At 61.5% G+C, this 15,426-nt stretch carries 13 protein-coding genes; 9 read left to right on the top strand and 4 right to left on the bottom strand.

All coding sequences use genetic code 11. The features are described 5' to 3' along the window. The 5 genes from EOB59_RS29650 to EOB59_RS29670 form a co-directional block, all read left to right on the top strand. Positions 1 to 389: PfkB family carbohydrate kinase (locus EOB59_RS29650; protein WP_245486811.1), on the top strand; the 389-nt coding region annotated here is incomplete at its 5' end. Between the two features lie 122 nt (positions 390 to 511). Next, positions 512 to 1,810: an FAD-binding oxidoreductase gene (locus EOB59_RS29655; RefSeq protein WP_245486812.1), complete on the top strand. Its 1,299-nt coding sequence runs from the start codon at positions 512 to 514 to the stop codon at positions 1,808 to 1,810. A gap of 289 nt (positions 1,811 to 2,099) precedes the next feature. Next, positions 2,100 to 2,927, top strand: a complete 828-nt coding sequence (locus EOB59_RS29660; RefSeq protein ID WP_128289859.1) for a transporter substrate-binding domain-containing protein — start codon at positions 2,100 to 2,102, stop codon at positions 2,925 to 2,927. 141 nt (positions 2,928 to 3,068) lie between these two features. After that, positions 3,069 to 4,349 carry an FAD-binding oxidoreductase gene (locus EOB59_RS29665; RefSeq protein ID WP_128289860.1) on the top strand — a complete coding sequence of 427 codons (1,281 nt, stop codon included), beginning with the start codon at positions 3,069 to 3,071 and terminating at the stop codon, positions 4,347 to 4,349. Positions 4,350 to 4,368: 19 nt separating this feature from the next. After that, entirely contained in the window at positions 4,369 to 5,340 is a 972-nt protein-coding gene (locus EOB59_RS29670; RefSeq protein ID WP_128289861.1) for an amino acid ABC transporter permease, read from the top strand. 72 nt (positions 5,341 to 5,412) lie between these two features. On the opposite strand, the gene EOB59_RS29675 is transcribed toward EOB59_RS29670, so the two are convergent. Together EOB59_RS29675 and EOB59_RS29680 are read right to left on the bottom strand one after the other, a co-directional pair. Continuing rightward, complete coding sequence (locus EOB59_RS29675; protein WP_128289862.1) at positions 5,413 to 6,927, bottom strand: protein adenylyltransferase SelO; 1,515 nt, start codon at positions 6,925 to 6,927, stop codon at positions 5,413 to 5,415. Positions 6,928 to 7,209: 282 nt separating this feature from the next. Continuing rightward, entirely contained in the window at positions 7,210 to 8,037 is an 828-nt protein-coding gene (locus EOB59_RS29680) for a DUF2243 domain-containing protein (RefSeq protein WP_128289863.1), read from the bottom strand. A 310-nt stretch (positions 8,038 to 8,347) separates the two neighbouring features. Here EOB59_RS29680 and ctaD point away from each other — a divergent pair, with 310 nt between their 5' ends. Next, the gene (gene ctaD / locus EOB59_RS29685; protein ID WP_128289864.1) at positions 8,348 to 10,006 is read left to right on the top strand and encodes a cytochrome c oxidase subunit I; all 1,659 of its coding nucleotides are present in this window, start codon (positions 8,348 to 8,350) and stop codon (positions 10,004 to 10,006) included. 73 nt (positions 10,007 to 10,079) lie between these two features. On the opposite strand, the gene sdhD is transcribed toward ctaD, so the two are convergent. Both sdhD and EOB59_RS36840 read right to left on the bottom strand, forming a co-directional pair. Beyond that, entirely contained in the window at positions 10,080 to 10,469 is a 390-nt protein-coding gene (gene sdhD, locus EOB59_RS29690; RefSeq protein WP_128289865.1) for a succinate dehydrogenase, hydrophobic membrane anchor protein, read from the bottom strand. Continuing rightward, complete coding sequence (locus EOB59_RS36840; RefSeq protein ID WP_245486814.1) at positions 10,462 to 11,103, bottom strand: hypothetical protein; 642 nt, start codon at positions 11,101 to 11,103, stop codon at positions 10,462 to 10,464. Before EOB59_RS36840 ends, sdhD begins: the two co-directional genes overlap by 8 nt. Before the next feature lie 56 nt (positions 11,104 to 11,159). On the opposite strand from EOB59_RS36840, the gene cphA reads away from it, so the two are divergent. From cphA to EOB59_RS29710, 3 genes are all read left to right on the top strand, one after another. Beyond that, a complete protein-coding gene (cphA, locus tag EOB59_RS29700; protein WP_245486815.1) occupies positions 11,160 to 13,940 on the top strand; it encodes a cyanophycin synthetase in 2,781 nt (926 codons plus the stop codon). Further along, the gene (locus EOB59_RS29705) at positions 13,940 to 14,842 is read left to right on the top strand and encodes an isoaspartyl peptidase/L-asparaginase family protein (RefSeq protein WP_128289866.1); all 903 of its coding nucleotides are present in this window, start codon (positions 13,940 to 13,942) and stop codon (positions 14,840 to 14,842) included. The genes cphA and EOB59_RS29705 overlap by 1 nt, the downstream gene beginning before the upstream one ends. Next, a partial coding sequence (locus EOB59_RS29710; RefSeq protein WP_128289867.1) for a cyanophycinase occupies positions 14,839 to 15,426 on the top strand: 588 nt, incomplete at its 3' end. The genes EOB59_RS29705 and EOB59_RS29710, both read left to right, overlap by 4 nt.

Here is a 15,426-nt window from a genome sequence, read left to right on the forward strand (position 1 = left end):
TGCCTCTGCTGTTCGCCTCCGGCCCAGACGAGGTCGATGCACCGGTCGAGCCCCTGCTGGCAGCGCTCAGGACAGCCGGCGCAAGGCAGGTCGTCCTCACCTGCGGCCGGCGCGGCTCCTACTTCGACGATGGCATGAGCGTTGTGCACGCGCCGGCCACGCTGGTCAACGTAGTCGACACATGCGGCGCCGGTGACAGTTTCATCGCGACATTCCTGACCGCGTTCCAATTCGAGGGTCGGGAGGCAGCCGAAGCTCTGCAGGTGGCTGCAGTGGCGGCAGCGCAGACCTGCACGCATCTCGGAGGGTTTCCGCAGAAGCCACGTCCCATACCGGACTGGCTGCTCGCCAAATACGCCAGCTTCATCACCGACGCCTTGGGAGCGTGACCGTGACGACACTTCGTTTGCGCCAGCCGGTCGTAGCGCTGCCTTCCGACCGCTCGTTCTGGCTGCAGGATGTCAGCGCCGGCGAGGCCACCGAGCCGCTTCAGGGCAATGAGCGCGCCGATGTGCTGATCGTCGGCGGCGGTTATACCGGTTTGTGGACGGCGCTGCGTATCCGTGAGCTTGCTCCGGCAACGCGGGTCGTCGTGCTTGAAGCCGACCTCTGCGGTTCTGGGGCTTCGGGGCGCAACGGCGGCCAGGTCCACTCATGGTTTGCCGAACTCGATCAGATCAGCGCCGTCGTCGGCCTGGAAGAGGCGCGGCAGCTCTGTGCCGACACGGTGGCGTCAATCGCGGAGCTGAAAACTCTGCAACGAGACGGTACGATCGACATGGATCTACGGCTGGATGGATGGTTGTGGACCGCGAGTTCGTCTGCCCAAGAAGGGGCTTGGGAGAACGCCGTCGTCATGACGGCGGCAGTCGGAGAAAATCGTTTCAAGCCGCTGAAGGCCGAGGACATTGAGCGCCGCACCGGTTCGTCAGCGTCCTATGTTGGCGTCGTGGAGACCAATGCCGGGACGGTGCATCCGGCAAAGCTAGCGATCGGATTGCGAGACCTGGCGTTGGCACGCGGCGTGATCATCCACGAGCGCAGCCCCGTCCTCGACATCGAACCCGGCAGGATATGCAGGGCGCGCACTGCGCAAGGCTTGGTGCAAGCGGAGAAGGTCGTGCTTGCAGCCAACGCATGGCTCTCGGCTCTGCCGGAACTGCGACGTCATCTCTATGTCGTCGGCAGCGAGGTCATCGCCACCGCGGCCGTGCCCGAACTGCTCGACAGCATGGGCTGGCGCGACGGCGCATCGATCTGCGATGCGCAGGCGCAGGTACTGTATTATCAACGCACCAGCCCGGGCAGGGTGGTCTTCGGTCGCGGCAGCGGTACCATTGCCTTCAGGGGGAATTTCGGCGCCAGCTTCAATCGCAGCCCGCTGCACGGCCGTGATAATGTGCGAGAGCTGCACCGGGTCTATCCGTCGCTGAGAGGCGTGGCGGTCGAGTATGACTGGTCAGGTCCAATCGACTGTGTGCCCGAACACGTTCCGGTGTTCGATCATCTGCGCGATCATCCCAATATCTTTTACGGCATGGGGTTTAACGGGACCGGCATTGCGCAGACGCCGATTGGCGGACGCATCCTGGCCAGCCTGGTGCTGGAGCGAAAGGATCGCTGGAGCGCCAGCGGTCTGGTCGGCATCGAGCGACGCATGTCGCTGCCGCCAGAGCCGTTGCGCTACCTCGGCGCCAAGCTCGTTGGCAGCGCGGTGCATCGCAAGAACGAAGCCGAGATCAACAACCGCAAGGCGGGCAGGATCACCAATCTGGTGGCCGGGCTCAAGCCAGGCCGCCGCAAGAAATAAGCAATCTGCCGAGCACGTTTCGATCTTTCCACCTCAACATTTTCCACCGCGTCGACCCTGACGTGAACTCGAGCGAGTTCATCATCTTTGTCAGCAGACGATCAGCGGCGGAATTGGCCAAACAGTTAAAGACAAGCCGGTTTTCCTAGAAAAAGGTCTTGATCCCTTGCCGATATGTGTGCCTAATTCGACATGAGATCGATCTCATATCGAAATCTCGAATTGCCCTTCTTTACAGAGAAGGGCGCTTTTTGAAGCATATGCCTGAATGACGAAGAGGGAGGTTTAAGTGAGGAAAATAATCGCGTGGCTGGCCTTAGCCACTACAACGCTCGTGTTCGCGTCTGCGGCGTCGGCGGGTGAAACCATCGACCGGGTTACCTCAAAGAAGACAATGGTGGTCGCCACAAACAGCGGCTGGCCGCCGCAGAGTTTCCTCGACGACAGCAATCAGTTGGTCGGCTTCGACATCGACGTCTCGAAGGAGATCGCAAGGCGCCTCGGTGTCGAGGTCAGTTTCGACACGCCCGACTGGGCGACAATGACGGGCGGCCATTGGCAAGGCCGCTACGATCTGGGTGTCGGCTCAGTGACGCCGACCAAAGCCCGGGCCAAGGTGATCGATTTCGAAGGCGTGTATTATTACAGCCCTTACGTGTATGTCGTTCACAAGGACAGCCCGGCCAAATCGGTCGCCGACCTGAACGGCAAGATCATCGGCGTCGAGACCGCCACCACGTCGGAGGATTTCATCCGCAGACAGCTCGAGATCGATGCTCCCGGCCTTCCGCCCATCGAATACAAACTGGAGCCCGGTGAGATCAGGACCTTCGCCGATTCAATGCTGCCGTTCGATGATTTGAGGCTCGGCGACGGCGTTCGCCTCAACGCCGTCATCGCACCAGAACAGACAGCTCAGAACGCGATAAAGAACGGCTACCCGTTGCGTATCCTGGAGGGCGGCTATGCCTTCCGTGAGCCACTGGTGGTGATCGCGGAAAAAGGTGATGCCGAGTGGAATACCAAGATCGGCGGCATTCTCAACGAGATGAAGACGGACGGCACCCTCACGAAGCTGACCACCAAGTGGTATGGCAAGGATTACAGCGCCGACTGAGTAGGGTTTGGACGAAGCGTGAGCGGGATCATCTAAATTGAACATCCCGCTCCACCCGTTTGTTTTTAAACGCATTTTGAACGACACCGGGCGGCTCCGCCTGGCTTCAAAGTCCTCTGGCGCCGCCACCGTAATCCGATCATGACATATCCTGACACTTATTACCGACGCACGCTTGCCGACAACACCATCAGACCGCCGCTGAGCGGCGTTTCCGAGTGCGAAACAGTCGTTGTCGGCGGCGGACTGGCGGGCCTGACGACGGCGTTGCAACTGGCTCGCGCGGGCCAGCAGGTTGTCGTGCTTGAGGCGGAGGGCATCGGCTTCGGCGCTTCCGGTCGGAATGGCGGCTTCGTCAATCCCGGCTTCGCCACCGGCCTCGACAGCATCGCCGCGATGGCTGGCGTGGACGCGGCACAAAAACTGCACCGCCTGTCCATCGAAGGTGTCGATTTCGTGCGGCAGACGATCCGTGATCTCGACATCAAGGCGGCAGAGCCGCGCTCCGGTATATTGAGCGTGCTTCGCCACGATGGTGGCGCCGCGCTCAAGGGATATGCCGATCAAATGGCGCGGGATTTCAACTATCGGCTCGACTATCTCGAGCGCGAACAGGTGCGAGCCTTGCTGCATTCCGAGCGCTACCATCAAGGCTTGCGCGACCCCAGCGCCTTCCACATGCATCCGCTCAACTATCTGCGCGCTGTTGCGGGCGAGATCGAACGGCTGGGTGGCAGGATCCACGAAAGATCGTGGGCTATTGAAGCCAATATTGGCGGCGCGGAAAAGATCGTGCGCACCGGCGGTGGCAACGTGCGCGCGCGCCAGGCTGTATTTGCCACCGGCGGCTATACGGGGCCACTGGTCGGCCGCCTGAAACGGGCATTCCTGCCGATTGCCACTTACGTCATGGTGAGCGAGGATGCGCCTGACCTGATCGCCGAGGCGATTACGACAACCGACGCCGTTGGCGACAACCGTCGCGCTGGCGATTATTACCGCATTGTCGAAGACGGCAGACGCCTGCTCTGGGGCGGGCGAATCACCACGCGGGCAGCCTCACCGGGCGTGTTGGCGAGGCAATTGCGCCGCGAGATGGTGACCACCTATCCGCAGCTCGAAAAGCTCAAGACCGAACTCGCCTGGTCCGGGCTCATGTCTTATGCCCGTCACCTGATGCCCCAAATCGGCGCGTTGCAGCCGGGCGTCTGGTACCTCACGGCTTTTGGTGGCCATGGCATCAACACCACGGCGATTGCCGGCAAGCTGATCGCCGAAGCCATACTGGGAGAATCGGACCGCTACCGGCTGTTCGCACCATTTGGGCTTGCCTGGGCGGGCGGCCCGGCCGGACTTGCGGTCGCGCAACTTACCTACTGGAAGCTGCAGGCGCAGGATTGGTGGCGCGAGCGCGCCCACTGACCACAGGGAGATCGATGACGTGATCGGCCGACTGTTGCTCAACCACCCGGACGCGGCACGCCGCGTTGGCGTGTTCTTCGTGCTCGCTGCCATCGCCGCCGGCCTGTACGGACTCGGCATCAAAGCCAGTTGGCTCGGCAAGCTTGTTCCGGGGTCAGTCGCGTGGCTGGCCGCCAACCCTGAGATCGGGCGGGGGGTCTCGGCAGTGCTGATCGCATCGATCCTGGCGGCGAACTGGAACGCGCTGCGGTATCTCAGCCGCAAACAGCAGATCGTGGCTGTGTGGATAGAACTGTTCGTGCTGTTAATGCTGTTTTTCTATTCCTTCGACCTGTCGTTCGCGTTCATCGCCAAGAAGATCGGCTTTCTCGTCTCGAAGGGCGTAGTGACGACCCTCTACATTTCGGCCATTTCGATCGCCATCGCCACCCTCATCGCCTTCGTCGGCGCGATCGCCAAACTTTCCCGCAACGGCGTGGTCTATGGCTTGGCGACCTTCTATACTTCTCTGTTTCGTGGCTTGCCGCTACTGATGCAGATCTACATCATCTATCTCGGCCTGCCGCAGATTGGCTACGTCATCGGCGCCGTGCCGGCCGGCATCATGGCGCTGTCGCTCTGCTACGGCGCGTATATGACCGAGATCTTCCGTGCCGGCATCGAAAGCATCTCACGCGGCCAGACCGAAGGTGCTACGGCACTCGGCCTTAGCGCCAACCAGACGATGTTCCTGGTCATCCTGCCGCAGGCGATGCGCGTCATCGTGCCGCCGACCGGCAACCAGTTCATTGCGATGTTGAAGGATTCTTCGCTGGTCTCGGTGGTCGGGGTCTGGGAGATCATGTATCTCGCACGCACACAGGGCCAGACCGAGTTTCGCCACATCGAGATGCTGATCACCGCCTCGATGATCTATTGGCTGCTCTCGATGGGACTCGAGTTCCTGCAGTCGCGGATCGAGGACCGATTCGGGCGCTCACTCAAGCGCTGATCGTGGTGTCACGACTATAGCTTCGAGAGGGTCTCCCGCATTTGCACATGTTACACGGCCATCATGAATGTCTCATGTACCGCAGAATGTCTGTAGGACGCGTTCATCTGGGCGTGGCGGGTCAGCATAGCGTCCCATTTCCCGCTGCTCATCGAAGGGCCGCGTGACGACCTCCAGAATCTCCTCGAAAGGTGTGAAGTCGCCGCCCAGCGCCGCCTTGATCATCGCCTCTATGCGATGGTTGCGAGGGATGAATTTGGGATTGACGGCATGCATCGCCGCTCGGCGCGTGGCCGTGTCGGCTGGTTCGCTGGCGATGCGCTCGCGCCACCGCGCCGACCAAACATCGAATGCGCCTGGATCCTGAAACAACTGGCGCGCTGTGCCCTGATTATCCGCAGCGTCGAGGTCGTCGCCCAGGCGCCGGAAGCCGAGCGTAAAGTCTGCCTCGCCGCGGGCTAGTACATCCAGAAAATCAGCCGCGAGCTGCAAGTCGCCTTCCGCCTCGGTCAGCAACCCGAGTTTTCTGCGGAAGCCGCGCTGCAACACAGTCTCATAGGAGGACTGGAAAGTCCCAAGCACCTCTTCGGCTTCAGAGACGGCTTCACTCTCGTCCGTGCTCATGAGGGGCAGCAGAGTCTCGGCAAAGCGTGCAAGATTCCATGTCGCCACATGAGGCTGGTTGGCATAGGCATAGCGACCGACGCGGTCGATCGAACTGAACACCGCGCTCGGGTCATAGGCGTCCATGAAGGCGCATGGGCCATAGTCGATCGTCTCGCCCGAGATCGCCATGTTGTCCGTGTTCATGACGCCATGGATGAAGCCGACCAGCATCCAGCGCGCCACCAGATCGGCCTGTGCGGCGACAACGGCCTCTAGCAAAGCGCGGTACGGCCGCGCCTGTCCCACCAACTGCGGGAAGTGGCGCTGAATGGCATAGTCGGCGAGGATCTTGAGCCCCTCGATGTCGTGGCGAGCGGCGAAATATTGGAAGGTGCCGATGCGGATATGGCTGGCCGCCACTCTTGTGAGGACGGCGCCGGGCAGCCGGACCTCGCGATAGACCGGTTCCCCGGTGAGCACCGCCGCCAGGCTTCGCGTCGTCGGAATGCCCAAGGCGGCCATCGCTTCGCTGACGACATATTCGCGCAGGACCGGGCCAAGGGCAGCGCGGCCGTCACCGTTGCGCGAGAACCGGGTCGGTCCCGATCCCTTCAGCTGGATGTCGCGGCGAAAGCCGTTAACGTCAATCGCTTCGCCAAGTAGCAGAGCGCGCCCGTCTCCGAGCTGAGGCACGAAGTTTCCGAACTGGTGGCCCGCATAGGCAAGGGCGATTGCTTGCGAGCCTTCCGGAAATCTGTTGCCGGCCAGCATCTGCACTCCATCGGGGCCGGTAAGCTGGTCGGCCTCGAGCCCCAGTTCGTCGGCGAGGGCCCGGTTGAGCCGGATCAGCCGGGGTTCCGAAACCGGCTTCGGATCTGTTCGCGCGAAGAAGCGCTCCGGCAATTGCGCATAGCTGTTGCTCAGGGCGGAAAGTCTCGAGTGAATGGCTCGGGGTAGTTCAGCGGTCGCAGGTGACGTCATGACAAGCCGGCTCTCAAGAACAGGGACCCCAACAGCTCCCGTTCGAGGAGCCTGTGTTCGCATTTTCATATAGGGAGCCAACGTCACTGGTACCATCCGGATCCATAATCATTTCATCCGGTCTCTCGGGGCTGGCTGTTCCGCTGCGGGCAACGATGGTGGACCCGGTTCACCCGTTCCTCGGCGATCAGCTTGGCGCTACGCGGTACCAGGCTGCGGCCGTGGCTGCTCTCGATGGCGACGCTTTGCATGCTTGATACTCCCCCTGGCCGGCTCCGCAGGTTATAGGCTTGCAGGAATGCCTCGCTGCTGGCTGGGGAGACTGCTCGCTCCGGCGGCATCGGTCCAGGCGAGGCATCCGGCAATGAAAGGCGTTGTGCCCACGACCAGAGCGCCGCGCGCGTGCAGGGTCATTAACCCGCGCCATGAGACCCGATCGACCGCCCAGATGGTGCCGCTGGCATCGACCCACCTGAGGTCGGTGTCAGCGGCTTGAACCGCCTGCATCATCGCGGCCGGTTCCATCCCAGCTCGAAAGACGATGACGGAAGTGGTGGCACCGTTGAAGAGCGGGCCGGCACCCGTAGTCAGTCCTGCAAGCAGGACGATGCTGGTCAGAGCCGCCGAGGCACCGCGTGCCGGTCCACCGCGGGTTGGCAGCACCAGCACCAACAGCAGCGGCACGATTCCGAAGATGACCAGCCACGCAATATCCCAAGCGAGCGGCATGTCGCTGTTCATCTTGATCCGATGCAGGCCGAGCAGCCAATGGAACACAATGGCGTCCACCAGATGCCAGACGCCGAACCCGGTCAAGGCGAGCCGAAGGATCTCGGTTGTCGTTCCGGCCCGCCCGCCTGCTGCTCTCGCCGCCACCAACAGCATCGTGCCGGCAACGGCCAACACGTACATGAACAGGTGGAAGAGGCCGTCGACCATGATCTGGAAGCGCAGGTCGGAACCCAGGTCAGCGAGGCCCGAGAGAAGATGATGCCATTGCAAAATCTGGTGCAGGACGATGCCGTCGAAGAAACCGCCCAGCGCGAAGCCGAGCAGCAGCCAGCCACCTCGCGTCCTTGGATCGAGTTTCGCATTGATAGCGGCGTCCATATCAAGACCGCCGGTTCAAAGGTGTGGGCCGTCGAGAAGGCGCCGACACGTCCAGCGCCGGGTCATGGACACCATGACGCGCCTCGATCCAGAAGGCGGATATCAGCCCACCAACCACCGTTGTCAGAACCAGTGTCGCAGCAATTATCGCCAGCATGGACCTCGATCCTCCGCCGCGCAGGGGCATGCCGCGCCCGGCCAAACCGTCGCTTCCGTTGATTGTTCCCGACCGTTGGTTCTGTGGAGGGAACATTAAACGGCCAGCACGGTTCGGATGGCCTGTCAGGGGACGGCTCAAGCGGAGACGGTCATGAGCGAATATACGGCGGCATCAGGGCCGAGCAGCCGCGACCACAAGCCGAAGGGCATCACCCGCTGGCTGTTTTCGACAAACCACAAGGATATCGGCACGCTCTACCTGATCTTCGCCTTCATCGCGGGGGTCATCGGCATGCTCTTGTCGGTGGGCATGCGAATTGAATTGCAGCAACCCGGGATCCAGATTTTCCCCGGGTTGGCATCGATGATCTACGGCTACCAAGGCCACGCAGCCATAGATGCCGGCAAGCAACTTTACAACGTGTTCACCACGGCGCACGCGCTGATCATGATCTTCTTCACCGTCATGCCCGCCCTGATCGGTGGGTTCGCCAATTGGATGGTTCCGATCATGATCGGCGCCCCGGACATGGCTTTCCCACGCATGAACAACATCTCGTTCTGGCTGCTGCCGCCTGCGTTGATGCTGCTTCTATTGTCGATCTTCATGCCCAGTGTCCCCGGCGGCTACGGTCCTGGGACCGGCTGGTTCCTCTATCCGCCCCTTTCGACCTCCGGCCATCCCGGTCCTTCCGTTGATCTGGTCATTCTTTCTCTGCACATCGCGGGAGCCTCTTCGATATTAGGTGCCATCAATTTCATCACCACGATCTTCAATATGCGCGCGCCAGGGATGACGTTGCATAAAATGCCTCTGTTCGTGTGGTCGATCATCATCACCGGATTCCTGCTGCTGCTGGCCCTGCCTGTCCTGGCAGGGGCCATTACAATGCTCCTGACCGATAGAAATTTTGGCACCACATTCTTCGCGCCGGACGGCGGCGGCGATCCTATCCTGTACCAGCATCTATTTTGGTTTTTCGGCCATCCGGAAGTGTACATCATGATCTTGCCGGCCTTCGGCATCGTCAGCCAGGTGATCTCGACATTTTCGCGAAAGCCGATCTTCGGCTATCTGGGGATGGTCTACGCGATCGTGGCGATCGGGGCGATCGGTTTCGTCGTTTGGGCCCACCATATGTACACCAGCGGAATAGGGCTGGATACGCAGCGCTACTTCACCTTCGCCACGATGGTGATCGCAGTGCCGACTGGGATCAAGGTGTTCTCCTGGATCGCAACCATGTGGGGCGGTTCCCTTAGCCTGCGCACCCCGATGCTGTGGGCGCTCGGCTTCATATTCTTGTTCACTGTCGGAGGCGTGACCGGCGTACAGCTTGCGAACGCCAGCCTCGACCGCCAATTGCACGACACCTACTATGTCGTCGCCCACTTCCACTACATTCTTTCGTTGGGTGCCATCTTCGGCATCTTCGCGGGCTGGTATTACTGGTTCCCGAAGATGACAGGATATTTGTACAATCCGGTTTTGGCTGGGATCCATTTCTGGACGACCTTCATCGGTGTGAACCTCGTCTTCTTTCCTCACCACTTTCTTGGAATGGCCGGCATGCCACGTCGCTATATCGACTATCCCGACGCTTTTGCCGGATGGAACATGGTCTCCTCCTTTGGATCGTATCTGTCGGCCGCGAGTGTCCTGATTTTCCTTACCGGCATCGTGGAGGCTTTCCACCGGCGAAGGGCCGCCGGCATGAACCCTTGGGGGCCGGGAGCCACCACATTGGAATGGGAGTTGACCTCTCCGCCGCCTTTTCATCAATGGGACCGGCTGCCCAAAATAGAATGAAGACGGCTCGCCGCGCGCGACAGATAACGGACGGCGCTGAGTTGGAGCCGCGTCGCGCTGGTCGTGAATCCACCTATCGGAAGCTGATCACCAGCACGGCGAAAAAGCTGGCGAGGGCTACTGCCCAGCAAAACAACCAGTTGGCGATCAGCAGGACCGATTTCAGCCCGGTGGTGTGGCAATAGTCTTCGATGATTGATTGCATGCCCAGCCGCATGTGGACGCAGTTCGCCAGAATGAAGGCGACGAGGGCGGGTGCGACATAGATCGATCCGACCACGCGCATCACGACATCTCGAGGCTCTCCGATTAGCCTTATAACGACCGCGACGATGTAAATGACGGGGATTAAAAGTGCAGCAGATGTCAGTCGTTCCAGCATGAACGTTTCGGTTCCGTGTTTCGACGACCCAAGGCCCCGCACTCGAGCTAACGGAGTTCTGATCGAGCGTCGGTCAGCCATCTTGCTTCCCCAAACTCACTTGGTTCCGTTGCCCGTAACTCCAGCTATTGCTGTCCAATGCTCGGGCTCGCGTCACGGATGGATAGTGCGCAAGCACGTTCTCCAGTTTTGTAAGGCGAGCTTTTTGGGCGGTTAGCTCGTATCCTGAACGCCATCGAACCTTATTGGGTATGCCAGCTGTCCACAGCTCCTTTTTAAGGAGCGAGATGCTGAGGCGGACGGCGTCGATCTCTTTGACCAGCGCAGCCATCACCAATTTCCGACTCTGCATGGCTTTAATTCCGGTGGGCAAGGGTGGCGCCAAACACAGTGCATTTGGAATTGTTCCCCGGTGGGCGTCCGGCGTTGAAAATTTAAACGCCTCGATGCTGCCCTCAAAGCGGTCGCCACGAGCCCAAGCCGGGCGCCCGGCACTCGGCACCTGGGATCTCTGCGCAGTCCGGTAGGCGAACGCCACCCTGGTCGGGTCTCGCCTCCAATGGGCCGCGGCGTGCCGGGCGATGCTCAGGAACAAGCAGGCGCAATGCTTGGCCCGCACCTTGCGGCGGATAAGATGACCAAAATCTGTTCTTTGGCCAACATATGTTAAAAGCGCTTTTTGTTTCTCGATCGGGCAAAAAGATTTGCGTTTCATAGCCGGGAACTTATCGATCCTCAAGAAGTTTGCGGGGCTAGTCAGGAGAACGGACTATGTCGGGCAACGAAATTCATCAAGACGCCGCGCGTTTTCGCACCAGCATCCGTGTCGTGGACGCCCGCGTGTTCCGCGGACCTCATCTTTACAGCATGACGCCAATGGTCCGGATGCAGATCGACCTCGGAGCCCTTGAAGCGTTCCCGACAGACAAGCTGCCCGGGTTTACCGATCACATCGTTCGCCTGTTGCCCGGCCTTGCGGGCCATGGCTGCAGCTATGGCGTCGCCGGCGGGTTCGTCCGCCGTATGCAGGAAGGAACCTGGCTCGGCCACGTCGTGGAACACGTCGCCCTGGAACTGCAGAGCATGCTGGGCCACCCGGTGACACGAGGAAAGACACGTTCGGTCAAAGGCAGTCCGGGCACTTACAACGTCATGTTCGCCTACAATGATGAGGTTGTGGGGCTGCTCGCCGGACGAGTTGCGCTCGAGTTGGTGGATAGTCTCCTGCCGGGCAATCTGCATGGCCTCGAGGGGCTCGACGAGATCGCCGAAATGGAAGGGCCATTCGATTTCGCGGTGAGGCTGCAGCAGCTCAACGCTCGCGCCGCCGAGCGTGCCTTGGGCCCCACGACCGCCTCTCTGGTGCGCGAGGCCGAGAGACGGGGGATTCCCGCGGCGCGGCTCGATGACAGCAGCCTGGTGCTGCTCGGCCAAGGGAAGCATCAGAAGCGCATCCGCGCCAGTTGCACCGACCTCACTTCTGAGATCGCGACCGAAATCGCCTCCGACAAGGACCTGACAAAATTCCTGCTGCAGCAGGCCGGGCTACCGGTCCCCAGCGGGGAACTGGTGCGATCGGCGCAGGACGCTGTCGCAGCAGCGGCACGGCTCGGATACCCTGTGGTCACCAAACCACTGGACGGCAATCATGGAAGCGGCGTCAACATCGGCCTCGCAACAGAGGACGAAGTCCGCTGGGGCTTCGAACAGGCGCGAGAACACAGTCGCAGCGTGATCGTCGAGCAGCACTTCGTCGGCTCGGACCACAGGATCCTGGTGATCGGAGGAAAGGTGGTGGCGCTTGCCGAGAGGGTCCCGGCGCATGTCGTCGGCGATGGCCGGAGCTCTGTCGCCGAACTAGTCGAGCAGACGAACCGCGACCCGCGACGGGGAGAGGGCCATTCTTCGGTGCTGACCCGCATCGAGATCGGCGAATGTGTCCAGCATTTCCTGTCAAAGTCGCACCTCACGCTTTCGAGCGTTCCAGCGCCTGGTCAAATGGTGCTCCTGCGACCCACCGCTAATCTGTCGACCGGCGGGACGGCAACCGACCGGACTGATGAAATCCATCCGGAAAACGCGCTGATCGCCAGCCGGGCGGCACAGATCGTCGGTCTCGACGTCGCGGGGATCGACTTCGTCTGTCCTGACATTTCGCGGCCGGTCAGCGAGACCAGCGGCGGCATCATAGAGGTGAATGCCGGTCCCGGGTTTCGCATGCATCTCGAACCGTCCTCGGGCCGCGCCCGCAATGTCGCACGGCCGGTGCTCGATCTGCTCTTCAAGGGTGGCGAGGACGGCCGCATTCCAATCTTCGCGATCACGGGGACAAACGGCAAGTCGACCACCGCCAGAATGCTGTCGCACATTCTGCATGCGAATGGTGCAACGGTCGGGCTCACCTCGACCACCGGCGTCTACCTGAACGGCGAGCGGATCATGACAGGCGATTGCTCGGGTCCGCAAAGCGCCAGGATCGTGCTGCGCGAGCCAAGTGTCGATGTCGCTGTGCTGGAATGTGCACGCGGCGGCATCCTGCGCGAAGGCCTTGCATTCGACGCGTGCGACATTGGCGCGGTGCTGAACGTCCATGGCGATCATCTGGGGCTGAGAGGCATCGACACTATCGAGGACCTGGCGGAAGTGAAGTCGGTGGTCGTCGAGTCGGTCCGCCGCAGCGGGTGGAGCATCCTCAACGCCGACGACATTCACACCTCCGCGATGTCGCGCGACGCCGGGGGCAGGATCTGCTACTTCTCGCTGGCGAACAGGAGCGACTGGCCCGATTTCCTGCGCAGCCACGTGGCGGAAGGCGGCCGCGCCGTGACGCGGGAGCGCAGCAGGGACGGTTGGGACATCGTCATCCACGAGGATGGGGAGTCGATGTTCCTGATGGACGTCGACGAAATTCCCGCGACCTTCGAGGGGTCCGCTGAATTCAACGTCGCCAACAGCTTGGCGGCCGTTGCGATGGCACATTGCCACGACATACCTGCGGCAACTATCCGCGCTGCATTGGCCGAGTTCACCACCTCGTTCGAGCATTCTCCCGGTCGCCTCAACGTCTTCGACGGGCATGGTTTCCGCACGATCGTCGACTACGCGCACAATCCCGAGGGGTTGAAGGCGCTGGGAAAGCTCGTTTCCCATATGAAGCGCGGGTATCAGCGCACGATCGGCCTTGTCGCCATACCGGGCGACCGCCGCGATTGCGACATACGCGAGATGGGGGCGGTGGCTTCGCGAATATTCGACGTCATCGTCTTCAAGGAGGATGAACATGAACTGCGCGGCCGAGCCCCCGGAACGATCGCCGGCTTGCTGCGGGAAGGCGCCTTGAACGCCGGCTGCGTTCCAGGGCGCATACAAGCCGTCTGTCCCGAAAAAGAGGCCGTCGACGTGTGTCTCCAGCTTGCTCGGGAGAATGACCTTGTCGTGCTCACCGTCGACGACGTCGAGGCGGTCTGGAGCCAGGTGACCGGGTTTGAGGGCGCGGCACCTTCTCGGCGAGGGCCCGATCAGACCCATATTCGCCATCTGAGGGCTGGCTGATGTGGTCGCTCATCCTGCACGGCGGCGCCAAGGAGATCGATCCAGAAGAGGAGGAGGCGCATCGCAACGGGTGCATCAAGGCGCTTGAGGCCGGTCGCGCCGTCCTGGCCGGCGGCGGAACTGCAGTCGATGCGGTGGAAGCCGCCGGTCGTGTCCTCGAGACCGACCCGACGTTCAATGCAGGATATGGCAGTGCCCTCAATTCGGACGGCGAGGTCGAAATGTGCGCAGGCGTCATGGAGGGCAGGGACTTCAATGTGGGCGCCGTCGCTGTGATCAAGGGCGTGCGCCATCCCATCAGTGTCGCCAAGGCCATGCTGCATGAGGAGCCAATCCTGCTGGCGTCGGACGGCGCCAGGCGTTTCGCCGCCGATAAACAACTGGAGCTTTGCGATCCGGCTGACTTGGTCACGCCGCAGCAACGCGATTTCGCCAGCAAGTCGGAGGCGAAGGATACAATCGGTGTCGTTGCCCTTGACCAGTATGGGGATCTCGCCGTGGGCACTTCCACCGGGGGACTGGACGGCAGCGCTCCGGGCCGAGTGGGCGATTCTCCTCAACCCGGTTGCGGCTACTACGCCGACAACCAATTGGGCGCCGTGGCCTTTTCGGGAGACGGCGAGCATATCGCGCGAAAGGCTCTCGCCGCTCGCGTCATGCAGGCGCTTTCCGCGCGGCGCGCACTTTCCGCCGGACGGGCAGCTATGGCGGGCGTGGAGGAGGTGCTGGAGCCCTCCCTCAGGGAGGTTGAGGCGATCGGCGGTGAAGCGGGAGCCATCGTGCTTACCCCAACCGGGAAGTCCGGGTGGGCGCACAACAGCCGGGAGTTTGCAGTCGCGTTCATGACCAGCGAGGACAACCATCCGCATGTCTTCCTGCGCAAGAAAGACGAGGGCAGATGACCGACAAGAAGAAAAGGCGCCCCTCCAATGGCAAAGCCGGAACGCTGGTCATCATCGGTGGCCACGAGGACCATGACGGCGATCGCGTCATATTGAAGGAGGTCGCCAGCCTGGTTCCGAACGGCCGCCTGGTGCTTGCCACCATCGCGTCGCATGAGCCGGATGGCTATCTCGAGAAGTATCAGAAGTCCTTCGGCGAGTTGGGCATCAAGGAAGTCGTCGAGCTCTACGTCAACGACCGTCTCGAGGCGGCTCATGAAAAAAAAATAAGCGCGCTCGCAAACGTGAGCGCTGTGTTCTTCTCCGGTGGCGACCAGCTCCGCATCACCAGCCAGATCGGCGACACCCCCATCGACGAGCGGGTGCACGAAATCTATGAAGCCGGAGGCATAATTGCCGGCACCTCCGCGGGCGCGTCGGTCATGAGCGATACCATGATGGTGAAGGGGCCGAACGCTGCGTCCTTTCGGATCGGCCATATTCGCATGGCGCCGGGGTTGGGCCTGCTGCCGAATGTCATCATCGACCAGCACTTTGCCGAGCGGGGCCGCATCGGGCGGCTCATCGGAGCGGTGTCGCAGAAC

Origin of the sequence: Mesorhizobium sp. M7A.F.Ca.MR.176.00.0.0 (assembly GCF_004023165.1) — a bacterium.
Taxonomy (GTDB): Bacteria; Pseudomonadota; Alphaproteobacteria; order Rhizobiales; family Rhizobiaceae; genus Mesorhizobium.

What these genes read in the sequence shown, in the direction of transcription:
- EOB59_RS29680 (WP_128289863.1), bottom strand. Translation starts at nt 8,037, where the DNA reads ATGGACGCCGCTATCAATGCGAAACTCGATCCAAGGACGCGAGGTGGC.
- EOB59_RS29675 (WP_128289862.1), bottom strand. Translation starts at nt 6,927, where the DNA reads ATGACGTCACCTGCGACCGCTGAACTACCCCGAGCCATTCACTCGAGA.
- cphA (WP_245486815.1), top strand. Translation starts at nt 11,160, where the DNA reads ATGTCGGGCAACGAAATTCATCAAGACGCCGCGCGTTTTCGCACCAGC.
- sdhD (WP_128289865.1), bottom strand. Translation starts at nt 10,469, where the DNA reads ATGGCTGACCGACGCTCGATCAGAACTCCGTTAGCTCGAGTGCGGGGC.
- ctaD (WP_128289864.1), top strand. Translation starts at nt 8,348, where the DNA reads ATGAGCGAATATACGGCGGCATCAGGGCCGAGCAGCCGCGACCACAAG.
- EOB59_RS36840 (WP_245486814.1), bottom strand. Translation starts at nt 11,103, where the DNA reads ATGAAACGCAAATCTTTTTGCCCGATCGAGAAACAAAAAGCGCTTTTA.
- EOB59_RS29705 (WP_128289866.1), top strand. Translation starts at nt 13,940, where the DNA reads ATGTGGTCGCTCATCCTGCACGGCGGCGCCAAGGAGATCGATCCAGAA.
- EOB59_RS29665 (WP_128289860.1), top strand. Translation starts at nt 3,069, where the DNA reads ATGACATATCCTGACACTTATTACCGACGCACGCTTGCCGACAACACC.